The organism is Paraburkholderia sp. JPY465 (assembly GCF_050436725.1).
In the GTDB taxonomy this organism is placed as follows: Bacteria; Pseudomonadota; Gammaproteobacteria; order Burkholderiales; family Burkholderiaceae; genus Paraburkholderia; species Paraburkholderia youngii.
On sequence record NZ_JBNDMT010000006.1, the window covers coordinates 1 to 20,064 of the forward strand.

General features: G+C 64.2%; 17 protein-coding genes. 4 read left to right on the plus strand and 13 right to left on the minus strand.

The annotated features are described in order from the left end of the window. From QFZ94_RS33320 to QFZ94_RS33340, 5 genes are all read right to left on the minus strand, one after another. A partial coding sequence (locus QFZ94_RS33320) for a 2Fe-2S iron-sulfur cluster-binding protein (RefSeq protein ID WP_429463600.1) occupies positions 1 to 200 on the minus strand: 200 nt, incomplete at its 3' end. 5 nt (positions 201 to 205) lie between these two features. Beyond that, the gene (locus QFZ94_RS33325) at positions 206 to 1,027 is read right to left on the minus strand and encodes an FAD binding domain-containing protein (protein WP_429462225.1); all 822 of its coding nucleotides are present in this window, start codon (positions 1,025 to 1,027) and stop codon (positions 206 to 208) included. After that, positions 1,024 to 4,065, minus strand: a complete 3,042-nt coding sequence (locus QFZ94_RS33330) for a xanthine dehydrogenase family protein molybdopterin-binding subunit (protein ID WP_429462227.1) — start codon at positions 4,063 to 4,065, stop codon at positions 1,024 to 1,026. The genes QFZ94_RS33325 and QFZ94_RS33330 overlap by 4 nt, the downstream gene beginning before the upstream one ends. Before the next feature lie 4 nt (positions 4,066 to 4,069). Next, positions 4,070 to 4,684 carry a UbiX family flavin prenyltransferase gene (locus tag QFZ94_RS33335; protein ID WP_013093433.1) on the minus strand — a complete coding sequence of 205 codons (615 nt, stop codon included), beginning with the start codon at positions 4,682 to 4,684 and terminating at the stop codon, positions 4,070 to 4,072. Next, on the minus strand, positions 4,677 to 6,170 hold the full coding sequence (locus tag QFZ94_RS33340; RefSeq protein WP_429462230.1) for a UbiD family decarboxylase: 1,494 nt from the start codon (positions 6,168 to 6,170) through the stop codon (positions 4,677 to 4,679). The genes QFZ94_RS33335 and QFZ94_RS33340 overlap by 8 nt, the downstream gene beginning before the upstream one ends. 278 nt (positions 6,171 to 6,448) lie before the next feature. Here QFZ94_RS33340 and QFZ94_RS33345 point away from each other — a divergent pair, with 278 nt between their 5' ends. After that, positions 6,449 to 7,390, plus strand: coding sequence for a LysR family transcriptional regulator (locus QFZ94_RS33345; RefSeq protein ID WP_429462232.1), 942 nt, complete (start codon positions 6,449 to 6,451; stop codon positions 7,388 to 7,390). After that, positions 7,387 to 8,826: an aldehyde dehydrogenase family protein gene (locus QFZ94_RS33350; protein WP_429462234.1), complete on the plus strand. Its 1,440-nt coding sequence runs from the start codon at positions 7,387 to 7,389 to the stop codon at positions 8,824 to 8,826. The genes QFZ94_RS33345 and QFZ94_RS33350 overlap by 4 nt, the downstream gene beginning before the upstream one ends. Positions 8,827 to 8,943: 117 nt before the next feature. Here the strand turns inward: QFZ94_RS33350 and QFZ94_RS33355 are convergent, their stop codons facing one another. Beyond that, positions 8,944 to 9,939 (minus strand): LysR substrate-binding domain-containing protein, encoded by a 996-nt coding sequence (locus QFZ94_RS33355; RefSeq protein ID WP_429462236.1) that lies wholly within the window; start codon positions 9,937 to 9,939, stop codon positions 8,944 to 8,946. 186 nt (positions 9,940 to 10,125) lie between these two features. On the opposite strand from QFZ94_RS33355, the gene QFZ94_RS33360 reads away from it, so the two are divergent. Further along, the gene (locus QFZ94_RS33360) at positions 10,126 to 11,292 is read left to right on the plus strand and encodes a M24 family metallopeptidase (protein ID WP_429462239.1); all 1,167 of its coding nucleotides are present in this window, start codon (positions 10,126 to 10,128) and stop codon (positions 11,290 to 11,292) included. Between the two features lie 89 nt (positions 11,293 to 11,381). Further along, positions 11,382 to 12,767, plus strand: coding sequence for an MFS transporter (locus tag QFZ94_RS33365; RefSeq protein WP_429462241.1), 1,386 nt, complete (start codon positions 11,382 to 11,384; stop codon positions 12,765 to 12,767). Between the two features lie 131 nt (positions 12,768 to 12,898). Here the strand turns inward: QFZ94_RS33365 and QFZ94_RS33370 are convergent, their stop codons facing one another. The 7 genes from QFZ94_RS33370 to QFZ94_RS33400 form a co-directional block, all read right to left on the minus strand. Then, positions 12,899 to 14,071, minus strand: a complete 1,173-nt coding sequence (locus QFZ94_RS33370) for a fumarylacetoacetate hydrolase family protein (RefSeq protein WP_429462243.1) — start codon at positions 14,069 to 14,071, stop codon at positions 12,899 to 12,901. Further along, complete coding sequence (locus QFZ94_RS33375) at positions 14,034 to 15,386, minus strand: glycoside hydrolase family 88 protein (protein WP_429462245.1); 1,353 nt, start codon at positions 15,384 to 15,386, stop codon at positions 14,034 to 14,036. Before QFZ94_RS33375 ends, QFZ94_RS33370 begins: the two co-directional genes overlap by 38 nt. Positions 15,387 to 15,481: 95 nt before the next feature. Beyond that, the gene (locus tag QFZ94_RS33380; protein WP_410848489.1) at positions 15,482 to 16,375 is read right to left on the minus strand and encodes a helix-turn-helix domain-containing protein; all 894 of its coding nucleotides are present in this window, start codon (positions 16,373 to 16,375) and stop codon (positions 15,482 to 15,484) included. A 183-nt stretch (positions 16,376 to 16,558) separates the two neighbouring features. Beyond that, complete coding sequence (locus QFZ94_RS33385; RefSeq protein ID WP_368581600.1) at positions 16,559 to 17,020, minus strand: MaoC family dehydratase; 462 nt, start codon at positions 17,018 to 17,020, stop codon at positions 16,559 to 16,561. Beyond that, entirely contained in the window at positions 17,017 to 18,210 is a 1,194-nt protein-coding gene (locus QFZ94_RS33390; RefSeq protein WP_429462247.1) for a CaiB/BaiF CoA transferase family protein, read from the minus strand. Before QFZ94_RS33390 ends, QFZ94_RS33385 begins: the two co-directional genes overlap by 4 nt. A 44-nt stretch (positions 18,211 to 18,254) precedes the next feature. Then, positions 18,255 to 19,400 carry an acyl-CoA dehydrogenase family protein gene (locus tag QFZ94_RS33395; protein ID WP_408237611.1) on the minus strand — a complete coding sequence of 382 codons (1,146 nt, stop codon included), beginning with the start codon at positions 19,398 to 19,400 and terminating at the stop codon, positions 18,255 to 18,257. Between the two features lie 46 nt (positions 19,401 to 19,446). Then, a complete protein-coding gene (locus tag QFZ94_RS33400) occupies positions 19,447 to 19,872 on the minus strand; it encodes a MaoC family dehydratase (RefSeq protein ID WP_013093447.1) in 426 nt (141 codons plus the stop codon). Positions 19,873 to 20,064 lie beyond the last annotated feature (192 nt).

Sequence of the window (20,064 nt, forward strand, 5' to 3'; positions counted from 1 at the left end):
GCCGCGACGCCATCGACCTGCACGGTACATGCGCCGCACACGCCGTGTTCGCAGCCGACGTGCGTGCCCGTCGCGCCCAGTTCGTGCCGGATGAAGTCCGACAGCAGTTCGCGCGGCTCGCAATAGCCGCTTCGTTCGCGGCCGTTCAGCGTCAGCGCGATGCGCCGCACTTCGCCGTGCCGCATGATGGTGTCCGACATCTTGCTCACTTCGCCTCCTCGATCACGCGCCATCCGAGTTGCCGGACCAGATTCCGGCGATATGCCGCGCTGATCTGCACATCGTCCTGCGCGTTCAGTTTCCAGCTCAAATCGTTCAGTGCGCCGCGCAGGTCGTCGCCCCGCAGACGCGGCCATTGCTCCGTCACCGGCCGGTCGGCGACGCCGCCGACAGCAATGCGGATCGACTCGTCGGTGACCACGGCCGCGCACGCGACGATCGCGAAGTCGCCGTGCCGCGCGGAAAATTCGGCGAACGCGTAGCGCTCGCCTTCCTTGCGCAGCGGGAAGCGCACGGCTTCGACGAGTTCGTCGGGCTCGCGCGCGGTCATCAGCATTCCCTGAAAGAAGTCCTGCGCCGCGAGCGTGCGGCGCCTCTTTCGCGAGCGCAGCATCACGTCGCCGCCGAGCGCCGCAAGCACGAGCGGCAACTCCGCGCTCGGGTCCGCATGCGCGATCGATCCGCACACGGTGCCGCGATTGCGAATCTGAAAGTGCGAGATGTGCGGGAAGGCCATCGCGAGCAGCGGCGCTTCGTCGGTGAGCGTGCTGCGCCATTCGACGCTGCCTTGCGTCGCCGCGGCGTTCACCACGAGACGCCCCGCCTGCTTGTCCACGCGCACGGCATCGAGTTCGGCGGTGCGCGAGATATCGACGAGCACCTTAGGCTGCGCGAGCCGCATATTGAGCACGGCCATCAGCGACTGGCCGCCCGCCAGCACGCGGGCGTCTTCGCCGTATTGCGTGAGCGCGTCGAGCGCGTCTTGCGCGGTCATCGCGCGCAGGTAATCGAATGGTGCGGGCTTCATGCGTGTCTCCTGAAACGTGCAAGGAGTCTTGCGATCCACGATCCGTGCGCTTGCACGGGCTTGCCCGCCGCCTGCCGTCCGAGCGATTCGAACAACTGCTTGAGCACGACCTTCGCCGCGCCTTCGAGCATCCGGCCGCCGACCGCCGCAACCTTGCCTGACACCTGTGCTTCGTAGTCGTACGTCAGCCGCGTGCCGCTGCCTTGCGGCGTCAGTTCGACGAGACCGCTGCCGCGCGCGCTGCCGAGCGGCGAGATTCCCGCGCCGGCGAGTCGCAGGCGGCGCGGCGCATCGATCTCCGACAAGCCGATACGCGCCTCGAAACGCGCCTTGATCATGCCGACGCCGACGGTCACGTCAGCGCGATACTGGTTCGGCGCCGTCTCTTCGAGCGCGTGACAGCCGGGAATGACGTTAGCGAGTGCCTTCGGATCGAGCAGCACGGCGAACACGGCTTCGGGTGTCGCGGGCAGGTCGACCGCGCCCTGCGCCGTCAGTGCGCGACCGCCGCCTGGCGTCGCCGGCTTCGCGGCGGGCGCTTCGCGATATTCCGGCCGCGACGGTTCGGGATCGTCCATGCCGATCATCGCCATCACTCTGGGCGGCGTGAGCGGCAGGCGAATGTCTTCGACGCCAAGCGCGTCCGCCACCGCATTCGCGATGCACGGCGGCGTGCTCATGTTGTTGCCTTCGCCGAGACCCTTCGCGCCCAGCGGCGTGAAAGGCGAAGGCGTCTCCAGATGCACGATCAGCGGATCGGGCACTTCGCAGGTGGTCGGCATCAGATAGTCGGCGAGCGTGCCGGACTGGAAGCTGCCGTCCGCGCCGTAGCGGAACTCTTCCATCAGCGCCGCGCCGAGGCCTTGCGCGAACGCGCCGCGAATCTGGCCATCGGCGAGTGCGGGATTGAGGAGGGTGCCGGCGTCGTGCACGGTCACATACCGGTCGATGCGCACGCGTCCCGTCGCGCGATCCACTTCGACCCCGCACATGTCGAACGCGAAGCCGTATGCCGCCGAGGTATTGATGCGGTCCTGTTCGTCGGGCGCATCCATGTGCGGCGGCGACCAGAACACGGTTTCGCGCAGGCCCGGCTCTTCGCCTTCGGGCAGGAGCGCGGGCGCCCAGTGCGGCGCATTGCTCGCGGCACGCGCGAACGGCAGCGCGCGGTCTTCGGCGTCGTGCGGAAAGACGCGCGCGCGTTCGAAGCGCACGTCGCCGGGCGCGCAGTTGAATTGCTTCGCGAGCACGCGCGCGAGCTTGTCGCGCACGCGCGTCGCGGCGAGATGCACCGTGCCCGCCACCGCGCCCGCGAAGCGGCTCGAATAATTGCCTGCCGCGACGGACCAGGCGTCCTTGTGCGTATCGAATTCGACGTTGACGACGATGTCCTTCGGATCGAGCCCGAGCACATCGGCGACGACTTGCGCGCACACGGTCATGTGGCCCTGGCCCGCGGGCGTCGATGCGATCGTGACGACCACGCCGCCGAGCAGATCGACGCTGACGGTCGCGCTCGCGATCGCGCCGTTCTTCGGCCCGGCTTTCCTGCGTGCGTCGGCGGGCATCACGGTCGTGATGTAGCCCATGTTCGATACCGACGGCTCGACGATCGCCGCGAAGCCGATGCCATACAGCCGCCCTTCGTTGCGCGCGGCGTCGCGGCGCGCAACGAGTTCCCGGTATCCGCCTTCGTCGAGTGAACGGCGCAGCGCTTCCTGATAGTTGCCCGAATCGAGCAGGGCGCCCGCCGCTGCGCGATACGGGAACGCATCGGCGGGAACGAAGTTGCGGCGATACACGTCGAGCACATCGAGCTTCAGTTCGATCGCGATGCGCTGGATCAGCCGCTCCAGCGCGAAGTACACCTGCGGGCCGCCGAAGCCGCGCACGAGCCCCGTCGGCGTCTTATTCGTCAGCACGACGCGATTGCGCACGAGCAGATTCGGGATCGCGTACGCGCCCGTCAGGCAGCCGTGCATCCGGTAGAACGTCGCCGGCTCGGGCGCGCGCACGTAGCCGCCGACGTCTTCCAACTGATCGTAAGACAGCGCGACGATCCGGCCATCGGCTTCGACCGCCGCTTCTATGGTTGAAACACGCGCCGTCGCCGATGTCGCCGCGCTCAAGTGTTCGAGCCGATCCTCGACCCACTTCACCGGCGCGCCGGCCTTGCGCGACGCGAGGCACATCAGCACGACATACGGAAACACCGCCTGCTTCACGCCGAAGCTGCCGCCGGAATCGCGCGGGGCCTTATGACGCAGCCGATTGGCAGGCACGTTCAACGCCATCGCCATGACGGCGTGCAGCGAGAACGGCCCCATGAAATTGGACGTGACGTCGTAGCCTTCTTCGCCCGAAAGATACTCGGCGATGACCACGCCGCACTCGATCGGCGCGCAGGTGTTGCGCGGATAATGCGCGACCAGCTTCACGCGATGCGGCGCGCGCTCGAAGGCCGCTTCGGGCTCGCCGTAGCGGAAATGCCGGTCGCTGATGACGTTGCTGCCGACGCGTTCGTGCAGCACCGGCGCGTCGTCCTTCGCGGCCTGTTCGATCGACGTCACGGGATCGAGCATCGCGTAGTCGACCTTGATGAGATCGAGCGCGTCTTCCGCGAGCGCACGCGATTCGGCCATCACGACCGCGACCGGCTCGCCGACGTAGCGCACACGGTCCATCGCGAGCGCCCACTGTTCCATCGGCGATTTCAAGCCGACGACGAACGGTCGCGACCACGGACGCAAATCGTCGCGCGTGAGCACGGCACGCACGCCCGCGAGTTTCGACGCGGCTTGCGTATCGATCGACAGGATGTCCGCGTGCGCGTGCGGCGAACGCAGAATCGCGGCGTGCAGCGTGCCCGGCTTGACGGCGATGTCGTCGCCATAGCGGCCACGGCCCGTCAGGATCGCCGGGTCTTCGAGGCGCTCGATCGAGCGTCCGATGTGACGCTGCGGTGCGCTCGCTTCGCGCGCCTCGTTGCCGGCGACGCGCGCGTCCATGTCGGCGAATGCGGTTTCGCGCTGATTCATGACCTTACTCCTCACGTGCGGCGCGGCCGCCGAATTCATCGGCTAGACCGCTCCAGCGGCGCGCAATCTCGTCGTGCTCGATCTCGAACAGATCGAGAATGCGCCCGACAGTGTGGTCGACCACGTCGTCGATAGTCTGCGGATGCGCGTAGAACGCGGGCACCGGCGGCATCACGATCGCGCCCATTTGCGTGGCGAGCGTCATGTTGCGCAGATGCGCGAGATTGAGCGGGGTTTCGCGCGCGACCAGCACGAGGCGGCGGCGCTCCTTGAGCATCACATCGGCGGCGCGCGTCAGCAGGTTGTCCGCGAAGCCGTTCGCGACGCCCGCGAGCGTTTTCATCGAGCATGGCGCGATCACCATGCCTTCGGTCAGAAACGATCCGCTTGCCACGGCCGCGCCGATATCACGCACGTTGTGCACGACATCGGCAGCGGCTTCGAGGTCACCGCGCGCGAGGCCGAGTTCCTGGGCGGCCGTCACCGCGCCCGACGACGACACGATCAGATGCGTTTCGTGCGTGCCGAGCCGGCGCAAGGCGGCGAGCAAACGCACGCCGATCACCGCGCCGCTTGCGCCCGAAATGCCGACGACGATGCGTTTCTTTCGTTCAGCCATGATCGCGTGACAGATAGGCGTCGAACGCGCTGTTGTCGGCGGCGACGAGTGCTTGCAGGTCGACCGTGTCCTGCCCCGGTATGCGCACGCGGGTGAACACATGCGCGGGGTAGACGACGGGGCGCGTCGCATCGAGACCCATCTTCGCGCTGACGCCTTGCAGATGCGACGGCGCATCGTCGGGCTGACCGACCGTCGTCGACGGATCGAGCGGCGAGCCTTGCGCGCCTGCTATCACGACGAGATCGCGGTCGGCCTGGAAGCGCGTCGCGATGGCCCATTCGATTTCGGCGGGATCGTGCACGTTCACATCGGTATCGACGACGACGACCTGCTTGATGTCGTAATGCGCGCCGAACGCGCACAGAATGACGTTCTTCGCTTCGCCTTCGCGCTTCTTGTCGAATTGCACCCACAGGTGATAGCGGCACACGCCGCCCACCGACAGATGCACGTCTTTCACGGCGGGATGACTGCGCTGAAGATGCGCGAGCAACGTGGCTTCACGCGGAATCGCGCCGAGCAGCAGATGCTCCATTTCGGCGGGCACGATCGTATGAAAGATCGGATCGCGCCGATGCGTGACGGCCGTCACTTCGATGACTTCGCGTGCTTCCTTCGCGCTGTAGTACTTGGGAAATTCGCCGAACGGACCTTCCGGCTCGCGCACGTTCGGCAGAATGCGCCCTTCGATGACGATCTCCGCGAACGCCGGCACGTGCACGCCGTTCGTCACGCACCGCGCGACAGGCAGCGGCGCACCGTGCAGCGCGCCTGCGATTTCGAGTTCGTCGTGATCGATCGGCGTGATCGCTTGCGACGCGAGCATCGTCAGGGGATCGACGCCGATCGCGATGGCGACGTCGAGCGCATCGCCCGCGGCTTCCGCGTCGCGCTGGAACGCGTAGAGATGACGCGGCAGCAGCAGGATCGCCATGCGATCGGGGCCGTGCACCTGAATGCGGTTGATCGAGACGTTCTGCAGGCCGGTGCGCGGATTGCTCGCGATCACGAGACCGGCGGTGATGTACGGGCCGTTGTCGTGTTCGCTGTGCGTGGGAATGGGCAGCAGGGCGTGGAGATCGATGCCGCTCGTATGCACCACCTGCTGACAGGGCGCGTCTTCACGTTGAATCAGTTTCGATGCGAGCGGCGCCGCGGCCGCAGCGGAAAAACGCGCGAGCAACGCCGATTCATCGACGCCCATCGCTTCGGCGATCCACGCGCGCTTCGACATGAAGCCGCTCACGACGGGAATCCCATGTCCGTGCGGCTGCGTGAAAAACGCAGCTTGTTCGCCGTCGAGGCGCTTTGCAATGGCGGCGAGTTCGTGCTCGAGCGCGACGGGCTTGTCGATCGTCGCGACGCGGCCGGTTTTCGCGAGATGCGCGAGCCAGTCGCGCAGCGACAGCGAGCCGGTGTCGGCGTGATCTCGTGCCCAGGTGAATGAGGGATTGCCGTGCGTTGCGGCATCGCGTGTGTTCATCAGCGTCTCCATCTGTGCGCGCTACCGTAGCAAGCGCATGGGATGAAGCGTAGCGAGATCGCGCCATAACATCTAATACTGTTTACTGATGCGACGAATCATTCGTCGTTATATCGGTGTTAGCCCGGATGACAGCGGTCTTACGGTTACGTATCAATAGACCGCTCACGCACGCCCGTACTGCAGGGCGCACTACCAAAAGGGGCCCTGCACCGTCGATGAACGCAGGGTGATAATGTCACCACGCCCCATTAGCATCGCTGATGCCGTGAGGGAACATGGACCTCAAGCAAATCCAGTACTTCATCGCACTATTCGAGGACGGCTCGGTCACCCGTGCCGCGAAGCGGCTGAACATCGTGCAACCGGCCCTGAGCATGCAGATCGCCAAGCTCGAGGACGAACTGCATCAACAGCTGTTCGAGCGCGGCGCGCACGGCATGGCGCCGACCGCCGCCGGACGGCTGATGTACCGCCTGTTTTTACCGATCGTGCGTGACCTTGCCCACGCACGGCAGCAACTCGTGCAGCGCGATGAAGTGGTGACGGGGCATGTCGGCATCGGGCTGATCGCATCGGTGACGGAAAGCGTGCTCGCGGATTCGCTGTCGCGCTTTCACGCGCGTTACCCCGATGTCGAAGTCACCGTCGCCGATGGCTACAGCGCGACCTTCATCGACTGGGTGGCGGGCGGGCAGCTCGATGCCGCCCTCATCAACAAGCCGCGCGCGCGCTTGTCGCTCGACTCGCGCCCGCTGCTCGACGAAGAGATGGTGCTAGCCACCAGCGCCGCGCATGGCCCCGACTTGCCGCATGCGATCGAACTCGCGCAATTGCCGGAACTGGAACTCGTGCTGCCCACCAAACGTCACGGCCTGCGCGGCGTGCTCGACAGCGCCGCGCAACACGAGGACGTGCTGCTTGCGCCGCGCTTCGAGATCGACGTGCTTTCGACGATTCTCAAGCTCGTCGAGCACACGCGCTTTGCGACGATTTTGCCGCGCATCGTCGTCGAGCGCGCCGCGCGGCACGGCACGTTGCGCGCGTACCCGATTCTGGCGCCTCGCATCGTGCGGCACATCGTCTGCGTGAATCATCCGCGCCGCCCGTTGAGCGCGGCGGCCGAAGCACTGATCGGGATCATCGGCGACGAGTTGCACCGCGCGTCGAGCCTGTCGGGCGACGAGCCCTCACACACCATCAAGGAACGATCTTCATGAACGCACGACACTGGATTGCCGGCGAATGGACCGGAACGCCCAACATCGACAGCATGGATCCCGCGACGGGCGAGGCCATCGGCCGGTTCGCCGACGGCGGATCGAGCGAAGCCGATGCCGCCATCGCCGCCGCTCGCCACGCGTTCGATCGCACGACATGGGCGCAGGACGCGCGCTTGCGCCAGGACGTGCTGCTCGGCTGGGCTTCGGCGCTCGAAGCCGAACGCGACATGCTCGCGACGCTGCTCACGCGCGAAAACGGCAAGGCGATCGCGCAATCGCGCGGCGAGATTGCCGGCGCGATATCGGAGGTGCGCTATTACGCGGGGCTCGCGCGCCATATTGCCGGGCACGTGCTCGAACCGGAACCGGGCACGATATCGACGATGCTGCGCGAAGCGGCTGGCGTTGCGGCGGTCATCGTGCCTTGGAATGCGCCCGCCGTGCTGCTCGTGCGCTCGCTCGCGCCCGCTCTCGCGGCCGGCTGCACGGCGATCGTCAAACCGGCGGCGCAAACGTCGCTGCTCACGGCCGCGATGCTGCGCTGCTTCGAACACACGGCGTTGCCTGAAGGCGCGGTGAACCTCGTCAACGAACGGGGATACGCGGCCAGCCAGCGGCTCGTCGATTCGCACGGCGTCGACGTGGTGAGCTTCACGGGATCGACGGCGACGGGCAAGAAGATCATGGCGGCCGCTGCCGACAGCATGAAGAAGCTGTCGCTCGAACTTGGCGGCAAGTCATGCTGCGTCGTCTTCGACGATGCCGATATCGCGGCGATCGCGCCGCGTCTCGCGCGCGCCGCGACGATCATCTCCGGGCAGCAATGCACGGCGGCGCGCCGGGTGCTGGTTCATGCGTCGCGCGCTGCGCAAATGCGCGAGCACCTCGCGTCGGCGCTTGCGTCGCTGCGGGTCGGACCGGGCATCGATCCGGCGACGGATATCGGCGCGCTCATCGACGGCACCACGCGCGATGCGGTGGCACGGACGATCGAGCGCGCGTGTGACACGGCCGAGCGTGTGCTGCTGCGAGGCACTCGCTCGGGGTACGCGTTTCTGTCGCCGACGCTCGTCGAGCATGACGATCCGAAGGCGTTCTTTTGTCAGGACGAGATCTTTGGCCCGTTCGTCACGCTGGAGGTCTTTGAGAACGAAATGGAAGCGATCGAGAAAGCCAACGACACGGTCTTCGGTCTCTCGGCGAGCGTATGGACGCACGACGGAGCGCGCGCATTGCGCGTCGCGCGTGCGCTGCGCAACGGCACGGTGTGGATCAACGACCACAACAAGCTTTTCGCCGAAGCCGAAACGGGCGGGTATCGCCAAAGCGGACTGGGTCGGCTGCACGGCTACGATGCGCTGGCGGACTTCACCGAGTTGAAGCACATCTGCATGCCGGCCGGCGTGGCGGAAGGCATCGCGCCGTTGCGGTGAAGGGCAGGGACAGGCGCCGTAAGGCGAGCGGTCCATCGCTTAACTGCTGGCGCAGGAAATCGACCGCCACGCGCACCTTCGCGGTGGACGGCCTGCGCTGAGTCCCGTCGAGGTAAGTCAGTCGTTGTCGGCGTCGGGGGCTCCGGTATCGAATCCGGCGGCCTCGCGCAGCGCTTGCAGCATCGCCCGCGCACCCGGTGAGAGCCGGTCCCCGCGCCGTGTGACGATGCCCGCCGGCCCGAGCTTCAGATCGAGCTCGAACGGCAACGGTTCGAGCGCGCCGGCAATGCAATACGGCCGCACCGGCTCGCGCGCAAGCGGCGCGATCATATCGCTGATCTGCAGCAGACTCGTAATGACAGGCAGCGATGAGCTCTCCACCACATCCGTCGGCAACGCGAGCTGCCGTTCGAGAAAAAGTTGCGTGAACTGATTGCGCATCACGTTGCCCTTGGGCGGCAGGATCCAGGTTTGCGGCGCCAGTTCGTTCCAACTGAGAGCCTTACGCCTGGCGAGCGGATGGCCAACGCGCGCGAACAGCGCATGCTGAGCTTCCGCGAGCGGGGCGTAGTGCAGTTCCGTCAGATCGTCCGGCTTGCGGATTCGCGCGACGATCATATCCAGCTTGCCTTCCTGCAAACGCTGCACCAGCACCTCGCTGAACTCCATCTCGATGTTGACGCGAATCTGCGGAAAGCGCTTCTTGAGTAGCGCCACGGCCTGCGGCACGACGTTGGTGGCCGCCGTGACCTCGGTGCCGATCATCGCCTGCCCGGTCAGGCCGGCTTTGAGCGCGGACACTTCGTCGTACGCGTGCTGCAACTCCGCCAGCACGCTGCGCGCATGGCGGATCAGCACCTCGCCGTACCAGGTGGGCTCGACACCGCGCGGATGGCGTTCGAACAATGGCACACCCATCGTCTCTTCCAGTTCCCGCAGCAACTTGGTCGCCCCGGGTTGGGTCATGTGCGTGGCGTCCGCCGCGCGCAATACCGAGCGATGCGTGTCGAGCTGAACGATCAGGGCCAATTGGCGCGTCTTCAGGCGCGAGGGGTCGAAGCGGCCCGGCGCGATGGCCCCCGCGCCGTCGACCGGATGAAGTGCCGAGCTCACGATGTCGCCTCCACGTATTCCGTATCGATATAGATCTTGCGTTATTTTTCATTATAAAAGCATATCGAACAATCCTACTATGCAGCAGTCGCCCTGCATTTCAAGGCGGGCGGTTTCCCATCATGGGCATCGAGACCGGCTGCATCCAGCATCCGCGCATGCAGCCGCACAGGAGGCGAAGAGGTAATGAACATCCGTACTGCAGACATCCCGCCGGAAGGCATCACCACCGACGAATTCCTCGGCCGCGTCGCCAAGGTCCGCAGCGCGCTCGACAAGGCGGGCCTGGTCGGCCTGCTTGCATTCGGCGATTGCTGGCGTGGCGCGAACATCGGCTACTTCACCGAGTTCCGCCCGCTCGACGGCGTATCGGACATTGCCAATGCGATCCTGCTGCTGCCGGTGGACGGCGACCCCGTGCTGTTCGTGTCGGATCAATGCTTCGATTACGCGACGAGCGTGACCGCCTTCGAGGTGCGCAGTCTGCGTGAAGTCACGCAACAGGTGCAGGCCTTTTCTGCGCGGCACCGCAGCGGCACGGTCGGCCTCGCTGGCGCCGCCTATATCCCCGCGGACCTGTTGCAGCGCCTGAACGCCGGTCTCGGCGAACTGAAGCTCGAACCGACGATGGTGCTGGCCGAAATCAAGGCGATCAAGAGCGAGCCCGAGGTCGCGCTGATGCGCAAAGCCGCGGCCTTGACCGATTCGGCGATGGCCGCGATTCGCGACGCGCTCGCCGAGGGCCGTCCCTACACCGAGCGCGAACTCGCTTTAATCGCCGACCGCGCGATGCTCGCGGGAGGCGCGGACCGGACCGCGTTCGATTCGATGGTGCAATCCGGTCCGCGCTCGGCGTATAACCTGGCGCGCCCCACCGACCGCATCCTGCAACCGGGCGACCTCATCATGACCGACATCGGTGCGCGTTATCGTGGGTACGTGGCCGACGGCGGACGCGGTTTTACCTACGGTCCGGCGAATCCAGAGAAGATGGCGATCGTCGCGGCAGCGGCGCGCGCGGTCGAAGCGGGGCTGGCCGCCGCGCGTCCCGGCATGGCGGCCATGGAGTTGAACGCGGTGATCCAGCAGGCGCTGGTGAAGTCGAACTACGAGCAATACTCGAGCGAAGCGCGCGGCCATGGCACCGGTCACGGCACCGGCATGGACCCGGAAGAAGAAGCGCCGTGGATCGGGCCGGGCAACAGGACCGTGCTGCAGGAAAACATGGTCTTTACGCTGAAGGCGACGATCACGGTGCCGAACGTCGGCGGCCTGCGCACGGAACGTATCGTGCGGTTGACTTCGGGCGGCGTCGAAACGCTCGACCATTTCCCGATGGAACTGCACTGGTGAGCACAGTGAACTGATCGTAACGTGCGGGCGGCCCCGCGCCGCCGACACGCAGCAGTTCAAAACATAGATTCCCAGAGAAGGGAGGAGACGTGAAAACATCGCCCATTTCATCCGGCAACGCGCCGGTTATCAGCCGGTCGGCCGTCAACCGTGTGCTGGTCGCCTCGGTGGTCGGGACCGCCATCGAGTGGTACGACTTTTTTCTCTATGCCACCGCTTCGGCGCTGGTCTTCGCCAAGCTGTTCTTTCCCTCGTTCGATCCGATGGTCGGCACCATCGCGGCGTTCGGAAGTTTTGCGGTCGGCTATCTCGCCCGGCCCTTCGGCGCCGTGTTTTTCGGGCACTTCGGCGATCGCATCGGACGTAAGGCGACGCTCGTCGCGACGCTGACGATCATGGGCGTCGGCACCTTCGTGATCGGCCTGCTGCCGACTTACGCCTCGATCGGCGTCTGGGCGCCGATGCTGCTGGTCGCGATGCGCTTCCTGCAAGGGCTCGGCGTCGGCGGCGAATGGGGCGGCGCGGTGCTGATGGTGGTCGAAACGGCACCGGCCAGAAAGCGTGGTTTCTTCGGCGCGTTCCCGCAGTTGGGCGTGCCGCTCGGGTTGATGCTCTCGACCGCCGTGTTCAAAGCCGTCTCGAGTCTGCCGTCGCAGGCGTTCTATTCCTGGGGATGGCGCCTGCCGTTCCTGCTGAGCGTCGCGCTGATCGCGATCGGCCTGTTCATCCGCCTGCGCGTCATGGAGTCGCCGGTATTCGAACAGATCAAGGCGAGCAGGCAGGTCGTGAAAGCGCCGCTGATCGAATTGCTGCGCCGGCATCCGAAAGACCTCGTGCTGACGATCGGCACGCGCTTCGCGGTCGACATCACCTTCAACGTGATCAACGTGTTCGTGCTGGTGTACGGAACGACGCGGCTCGGCTTGTCGCGCGGACTGCTGCTGAACGCCATCATTGTGGGCTGCGTGGTTGCGCTGTTCACGCTGCCGCTGTTCGGCAAGCTGTCGGACGCTATCGGACGCCGGACCGTCTTCATGCTCGGCGCGGTATTCGTGGCAATCTATGGATTCGCGTTCTTCCCGTTGCTCGAGACACGCAATCCGACTTTGATTTTCGTGGCGTACGTCTGCGGCATCGCGTTGAGCCAGGCGTCGGTGTACGGCGTGCAATCGACGTGGTTCGCGGAACTGTTCGGGACCCGGGTGCGTTATACAGGTGCTTCGCTGCCGTATCAGATCGCCGGCATCATCACGTCGGGACCGACGCCATTGATCGCCACCTATCTGTTCGCGACGTATGGCCAGACGCTGCCCATTTCGATCTATATCGCGGCGACAGGATTGCTGAGCCTCGCGTGCGCGTTTTTCCTCGCAGAGACTTTCAGGCGCGATCTGTCCGCCGAGCCGGGAGATGAGGCGGCCGCGGCGCCGGGCGCGCGAGCGTCCGCGCACTCGCCGCATCCTCTGGCGCGGTGAGTGCAAATCGATCCGGTTGCTGTGCCGTCCGGGACCTGATCATTTTCGGTGCTGGAGCGGCAGCCCGGCGAGGGGGCGGGCGAACTCGCTAACGCGGGTGGAATGGAAGCCTCGTCGGCCCGTTCGCTGATTTACGCATCGCTTACCGGCCCCATGGCGCGGGCAAGCGCAAGCCGTTTTGCAAGGGCTTCGTATAGAGCGCGCACGCCGAATCGCCAAGGCGCGATTTCGGTTGACGACTGCACGGTGTTGACCAGTGCGCCGAGCTCCGGCGTTGCAATAGTCACCTTGTCTCCGAGGTGATGCGTGAAGCCACTGCCCGGAGCATGCCGGTCTTTAATCGGGGAGAACATCGTGCCGAGAAACAGCATGAAGCCGTCGGGATACTGGTGATGTGGGCCGGCAGTCTGAGCGACGAGTTCCTCCGGGTCACGGCTGATCTCGCGCATGTGGCTCACGCCTTCGAGAATGAATCCGTCGTCCGCGCCTTCTATCCTCAGCGACACGCTGGCCGCACGCACCGAGTCCATCGTGAAGCGATCATCGAACAAGCGGACAAAAGGACCAGTCGCGCATGAGCCGTTGTTGTCTTTCGCCTTGCCGAGCAGCAACGCACTGCGGCCCTCGATGTCGCGCAGATTGACGTCGTTGCCAAGGGTTGCTCCGACGATCGTTCCGCGGCTGTTTACCGCCAGCACGATTTCCGGCTCGGGATTGTTCCAGTGGGAGGCCGGGTGAAGCCCGACGTCCGCGCCGTAGCCGACTGCCGACATCGGTTGAGACTTGGTGAACACCTCTGCGTCAGGCCCAATGCCGACCTCCATATATTGCGACCATGCACCGCGCCGTTCCAGTTCCCGCTTCAGACTGTCGGCGGCTGGCGTGCCGGGGCGAATTCTGGAGAGATCAGTGCCGATCAGTTGCGCGATCGTCGCGCGCACCGTGTCGGCTTGCGTCGCGTCGCCGGCAGCCTGTTCTTCGATGACCCGTTCGAGCAGGCTCACGGCAAAGGTCACGCCACATGCCTTGATAGCCTGAAGATCGCATGGCGCGAGCAATGCCTGGCCGATGTTCTCGACGGGACCGAGCGCCTCGCCCTCGACGTGACGTGCAAACTCCAACAGGTCCACGCGCTCGAACAGATCGGAGCTCGTCGGCGCCGACGCCGTGATGTCGTAGACCTGACCGGCACGAACAACGACGACCGACGGCCCGTCTATCGGCGCGTCTCGCCAGATGCGTCCGACCAGCAACGCATCGGGTAGGTCAGCAGGTACGAAAGGCGGAAGATCGTTCGATATCATGGACGGATTGGCTAGCGAGGGTTCGGAACCGCGCGGCAGGGGTGCTTCCGGCGAGCGATACGCGTTGCGTGCCGGGCCGAAGCTTGCCTGGCAACATCACGCGACTCAGCGCTTCGGCGAAGAAGAAATCGCCGAACATCGTCGCGCCATCGACGCCTTCATTGTGCGGCTTCGAATAGCAGGAATTTCTCAGGAGTCCGCGATGCGCAGATTCGTAGGCAAACTCGTCACGACACAGAGCTTCGAGCATCGCAAGTCCGTGTTCTCGCCAGTGAACCGAACTGGCCGGATCGGGATGCAGACGGCCCAGCTCGATCAGCGCTGACGCCATCACCGCTGCTGCGGCAGTGTCCTTGATTTTCGCGTCCGCGCCAGTGGCGTCGAAATCCCACGGTGGCACCAGACGTCCATCGAGCCGGCGCAGATAGTACGCCCCCAGGCGCCCTGCAAGATCCAGCCAGATGCGCTTGCCGGTTTCACGCGCCGTGTTCACGTAGCCATAGACGGCCCACGCCTGGCCCCGGCTCCACGCCGATTCGTCGAATGCGCCCTGAAACGTGTAGCCGCGCCGACGCTCACCGGTTGTTACGTCGTACTCGACCGCGTGATAAGTCGAACCGTCCGGGCGGATAAACGACTTCGCGGTCATGACGGAATGTGCTTCGGCGGCGAGGCGATAACTGCCGTCCCCGGAATGGTTGGCCGCCCAGTAAAGCAACGATAGATTAGCCATCGTGTCGATAGCTGAAGCGCTGCGTCCGCGCGGATCGTCGAGCGGGCCCCAGGAGGCGAGATAGGCGCCACTGTGCGTGGTGACGAGACGGGCGCGCAATTTGTCCGCGGCTTCCATTGCAATTTGCGCGTACCACGGGTCGCGGGTGATTTCATAACCGGGCACGGCGCTGCTGTCGAAGATGAAGCCAATGTCGTGCGTGTTGGGGTCCTGCGCGCGCTGCGCGACGAGGCGCATGCGCTCGCGGGCCCACGAGAGGTATTTGTCCTCGCCGGTGTGCAAATACGACGTCAGCAGAAGTCCGACCCAGAAGCCACAAAACCAGTTGCCGTGGCTCCAGGTTGAACCGCTGTAGCCTGCGGACAGCGACGCCGGGAGCAGCACCCACTTTCCATCGGCCGCCGTGATCTGAGGGAATTCGACGCCGAGCGTCGGCTCGTCCTCAGCAACTTTGGCTGCCATGCGGTCGAGGACGCCGGTGAAGAGCGCGGACCGTTCAGAGGACAACCCTTGATCTTGGTACGAAGCATTCACGCCTTTTCTCTCCTGATTGCTTTCACGTTTCCCGAGTGACGGGGACACGCAAATTCTAGGAGCGCGGCGGTTCCGGCAGTTAGGACGAAGTGCGGCTTATGTTGGACTTTTCTACGCGCACCGGCGTGTGTCGAGCCACTGCTTCAGATGCTCAGTTTTTCCAGGCTGCGGCGGAAGTCGATGGGCGAGCGGCCCGTATGCTTGCGAAAACATCGGCTGAAGTAGGCCGGGTCGTCGAACGCAAGCTGTGTTGCGATCTCGGCCACATTGACCTCGGAATGCAGCAGCAGACGCTTCGCTTCCAGCATCACGCGTTCACGAATCAGCTTGGCTGCGGTGCTGCCGAGCGCCTGGCGCGTCGCATCGTTCAGCGCTCGTTCCGTGACGTTCAGCAGGCAGGCGTAGCGAGCGACGTCGTGGATCGTGGCGAAATGTTTTTCCAGCAGGCTCTTGAAGCGTCGCGACAACAGCACGCTACGCGACGAATTGACCTCGGTGACGGCGTCGCCGCCGAGGCGCGCGGACTTGATGAGCAGAACCCGCAGATACGACCAGATCACGTCCTCGTAGCCAGCCTCTTCACCCTGATATTCCGCATTGATTCCATCCAGCACACGGCGAAGGTCCTGAGCCTGTGCGTCGCTCATATAAACCGTATTCGGAATTCGCTCGAAATCGTAGACGGGAATCTCGGTCTGCGAATGGCGGTTCTGCACCTTGAACGCGAAAAATTCGGACGAGAAACTGATCGCGTGCCCGATGGTGTCTTCGGACAACGCGAAATCGTGGATCTGGCCAGGGGCCATGAAAAACAGCGTATTGGGCCGCACCTCGTAGCGAATCGAGTCGATGATGTGGTGACCGCTGCCCGACTCGACCCAGACGATGTGATAGAACTCGTGCCGATGAGGATACGGCAACGTCGATTTCATATCTTCGAGAGGCGCGAGATGAAAATCGATCGACTTGATTCTCGACCCATACTCGTAGTGCGCGATCTTGAAGACCGGCAACTCACAACCACAACTGCTAGGCATCTGACTTGTCTCCTGCATCCAGCGCACTTCTCAGGCTCGCCTAGCCAGTTGCCCCCCAGCCAAGTCAAGCCTGCTGTTTCTCCTTCGCCCGTTCGGCATCGAAAGTAGTCTAATTGTAATTGGCAAAGCGGCGTGACGGCTGTTGCCGAAAACCCGCACAGGTTCGGCCTCGCGTGCTGATTGTCAGCTCATTACGTCTGCTGATTGGAAACGCAATTCCTTCAGCGCCGACAGTCCGGTCAGCACCGGCTTGCCGTCCTGATTGCGAACCATCGTGTCCATCACGAGGATGCGCTTGGCGGGTTTCTTCTCGACCACGGTCACATGGATTTTGATCGTATCGTCGATGAAGACGGGTCCGAGAAAGCGCAACTCCTGCCCGACGTAGACGAAGCCGGGACCGGTCAAGCCGGTATGCGTCGTCGACACCAATGCCGCGGTCAGCAGGCCGTGCGCCACGCGCTGGCCGAATGGCGTGCGTGCCGCGAAGTGGGGATCCATATGCAACGGATTCAGGTCGCCCGACAGATGGCCGAAAGCGTTCACGTCACTTTCCGCGATGGTATGCACGAGGATCTGGCAGCGGCCAATCTCGATATCGTCGAAACGCAGCATCTCGTGGCACCGATTCGGATGAGTGTTCATGCGGTTCTCCGCTCGGTCAACGCTGTGCCGGCTTCAACCAGCGCATTGATTTCGTGCGGCTCGTAGCCGAGTTCGGCGAGCACCTCACGGGTGTGCTCGCCTTGCCGCGGCGGCTGGCGGGTGAGCGGCGGTGCTGCGCCGTCGTATCGAACCGGATGCGCGAGCAAGCGAACCGGCCCGGCCTGCGGATGGTCGACCTCCATGATGATGTGGTTGTGCGCCACTTGCGGGTCGGCCTCGACCTGATCGTAATCGTTCACGGGCGCGTACCAGACGTCGTGCTCGTCGAAGGTCGTCATCCAGTCCGCCGTCGTGCGCGTGGTCAGCGCGTCGTACACGATGCGGTTCAATTCGTCGCGGCGGCGCACGTTGTCCTTGGGGTGCGAAAACCCGGCGAGCGTGGGCTGAGACAAGGCCGCCGCCAGCTTTTCAGTGGGCGTCAGCGAAACGGCGATCCAGCCGTCGAGCGTCCGGTAAATCCCGTAGGGCGCCGGATGGAACCGGCTGCCGGTCGGCGGGTTTGTGCGCGGCCAGAGCGGCCCCTTGTTCAGGTAGTAGGTGAACGGCTCGATCTGAAGATCGAGCGCCGCGTTGAGCAGATTGCTTTCGACCAGCGTGCCTTTGCCGGTACGTTCACGCGCCTGCAACGCCGCGACGACGCCGAAGGCTGCCAACGCCGCCGCGTGCTGGTCGACGATCGCGGAGCCGACTGGTGTGGGCGGGGAATCGGCGTCGCCGGAGAGCATCGTCATGCCGCTGATCGCCTGCAGCAGCAGATCCTGCCCTGGCCGCTTCAGATATGGCCCGGATGACCCGTAGCCGGTGCACGAACAGTACACGAGCCTCGGATTGATCTCGCGGACATCGTCGTAACCGAAGCCCATGCGCTGCAGGACGCCTGGGCGGTAGTTTTCGATCAGGACATCGGCTTCCTTGATCAGCCGCCAGACGATCTCTCTCGCGCGCTCGTCTCGGAGATCCAGCGAGATGCTGCGCTGATTGCGGTTGCCGAGCAGGAAAAACATGCTCACACCTTCGACATACGCATCGAAACCGGTCCAGCTTCGCTCGAACGCGCCGCCCGGCGGTTCGATCTTGATCACGTCCGCGCCGACGTCGGCCAACATCTGCACGGCAGCGGGGCCCTGTAAGAAGTGAGTAAAACTTACTACCTTGATGCCTTCCAGCATGACTCGTCTCCTGAGCGCGTGTTCCTATCTGTTTGACTGATCGCTCAGGCAAGCAGGTTTCGCGAAATGATCATCCTTTGAATCTCCGAGGTCCCCTCGACGATCTCCAGAACCTTGGCGTCGCCGAATGCGCGCGACACCGGGTACTCGCTCATCACGCCGTAGCCGCCGTGTATCTGCAACGCCTGATGAGCCGCCTCCATCGCGCGCTCGGTGGCGAAGAGCTTGGCCATCGACGCCTGTTGATCGAAGCGAACGCCCGCATCTTTCAGCGCGGCGGCATCGTAGAGCATCAGCCGCGCGGCGTGCGCGTGGGCCGCCATGTCGGCGATCTTGAACTGCAGCGCCTGGAACTCGGCGATCGGCTTGCCGAACGCGCGCCGCTCCTTCATGTACGCGATCGACCGATCCAGCGACCCTTGCAGGATGCCCAGCGCGAGCGCGCCGATCAGGATTCGGCCCGTGCTGATCTGGGCGAGCGTCTGTCGTAAGCCCGCACCGCGTTCGCCGAGCAGGTTGGCGGCCGGAATCGCGCAGCGCTCGAAGAACAACTCGTAGGTGCTCGATGCGCGCCAGCCGATCTTGCGCAGTTTGCGTCCGTAGCTGAAACCGGGGGTGCCGTTGGGCACGATGAAGTTGGAAATTTCCTTGCGGCCGTCGGGGCGCGTTCCCGTTACCGCGGCGATGACGACCGGTCCGGTCACTTCCGTGCCGGAGTTGCTAATGAAGGTCTTTGATCCATCGATAATCCATCGGTCGCCTTCCAGCGTCGCACGCGTCGCGATGTTAGCCGCGTCGGAGCCCGCGTTGGGCTCCGATAATCCGATCGCGCCGACCTTGCGGCCGTCGAGAATAGGGCGCAAATAGCGGTCCTTCTGCTCATCGGTGCCATAGTTGGAGAGCAGGCTCGCGACCGTCGAATTGGCCATCAGCGAATTGGCGATTGCGCAATCCACCCGTGCAAGTTCTTCCAGCACGATCACATAGGAAAGCCATTCGCCACCGCCGCCACCCCAACTCTCCGGATAGGGCAGGCCGGCGAAGCCAAGCTCGCCGGCACGCTTCCAGATGTCGTAAGGAAAGGCTTCGGCTTCCCAGAGCTCTTCCGAGACAGGAGCGATTTCGTTTTCCGCAAAACGGCGCACGGCGTCTCGTATCGCGGTGTGTTGTTCGTTTAACCAATGCGGCATGTTCGATTCCGTGAAAAGCGGGAGAGATTAAAGGCAGTGCGCTGGGTTACAGCACCTTCAGATAGGTATCGCCGGATGCGACCACCGTGCCGTCCTGGCGCGTGACCTCTGCTCTGAACACGCATACGTTGCGATCGTCGTCCTTCTCGCGCAGCGTGAGCCGGGCAGTGACGGTGTCGCCGATAAATACCGGCGCGTTGAACGTGATGTCGTAGCGGTAGGAAACCGCACCAGGGCTCGGCGCCTTTTGCGCCATATAGCCCATCACAGTCGATAAGAAGCCGACCGACAGACATCCTTGCGCGATGCGCTTTTCGAAACGCGTGGTTTTGGCGAATTCCTCGTTCAAATGCACGGCATAGAAATCGCCGACGATCCCGGCGAAACCGTAGATATCGAATTCGGTGACGGTCTTGGCGAAATCGGCAGTGTCGCCGAGCGCGTAACAATCCATGTGCGGGCGTTTGGCCATGGTGGTTCTGACGGTGAGAGTGGGTTGAGAAGCCTGCCTGTTCCTCGTTGATTGGGGCCGGCAGGCATGACTCAAATCTAATCAGTGCGGGTTGCTGACCGTTAGGACGGGTTGGGGGAATGCTTGGACTTTTTTGACCGCACGCACGCGGTGATTTCAGTCTTCACCTGATCCGCAAGGCGCCCGCGGATA

Bases quoted from the DNA above. Each gene is read 5' to 3' on its own strand.
- QFZ94_RS33340 (WP_429462230.1), bottom strand. From the start codon at position 6,170: ATGAACACACGCGATGCCGCAACGCACGGCAATCCCTCATTCACCTGG.
- QFZ94_RS33390 (WP_429462247.1), bottom strand. From the start codon at position 18,210: ATGCTGGAAGGCATCAAGGTAGTAAGTTTTACTCACTTCTTACAGGGC.
- QFZ94_RS33370 (WP_429462243.1), bottom strand. From the start codon at position 14,071: ATGATATCGAACGATCTTCCGCCTTTCGTACCTGCTGACCTACCCGAT.
- QFZ94_RS33400 (WP_013093447.1), bottom strand. From the start codon at position 19,872: ATGGCCAAACGCCCGCACATGGATTGTTACGCGCTCGGCGACACTGCC.
- QFZ94_RS33335 (WP_013093433.1), bottom strand. From the start codon at position 4,684: ATGGCTGAACGAAAGAAACGCATCGTCGTCGGCATTTCGGGCGCAAGC.
- QFZ94_RS33360 (WP_429462239.1), top strand. From the start codon at position 10,126: ATGAACATCCGTACTGCAGACATCCCGCCGGAAGGCATCACCACCGAC.
- QFZ94_RS33345 (WP_429462232.1), top strand. From the start codon at position 6,449: ATGGACCTCAAGCAAATCCAGTACTTCATCGCACTATTCGAGGACGGC.
- QFZ94_RS33330 (WP_429462227.1), bottom strand. From the start codon at position 4,065: ATGAATCAGCGCGAAACCGCATTCGCCGACATGGACGCGCGCGTCGCC.
- QFZ94_RS33380 (WP_410848489.1), bottom strand. From the start codon at position 16,375: ATGCCTAGCAGTTGTGGTTGTGAGTTGCCGGTCTTCAAGATCGCGCAC.
- QFZ94_RS33385 (WP_368581600.1), bottom strand. From the start codon at position 17,020: ATGAACACTCATCCGAATCGGTGCCACGAGATGCTGCGTTTCGACGAT.
- QFZ94_RS33325 (WP_429462225.1), bottom strand. From the start codon at position 1,027: ATGAAGCCCGCACCATTCGATTACCTGCGCGCGATGACCGCGCAAGAC.
- QFZ94_RS33350 (WP_429462234.1), top strand. From the start codon at position 7,387: ATGAACGCACGACACTGGATTGCCGGCGAATGGACCGGAACGCCCAAC.
- QFZ94_RS33395 (WP_408237611.1), bottom strand. From the start codon at position 19,400: ATGCCGCATTGGTTAAACGAACAACACACCGCGATACGAGACGCCGTG.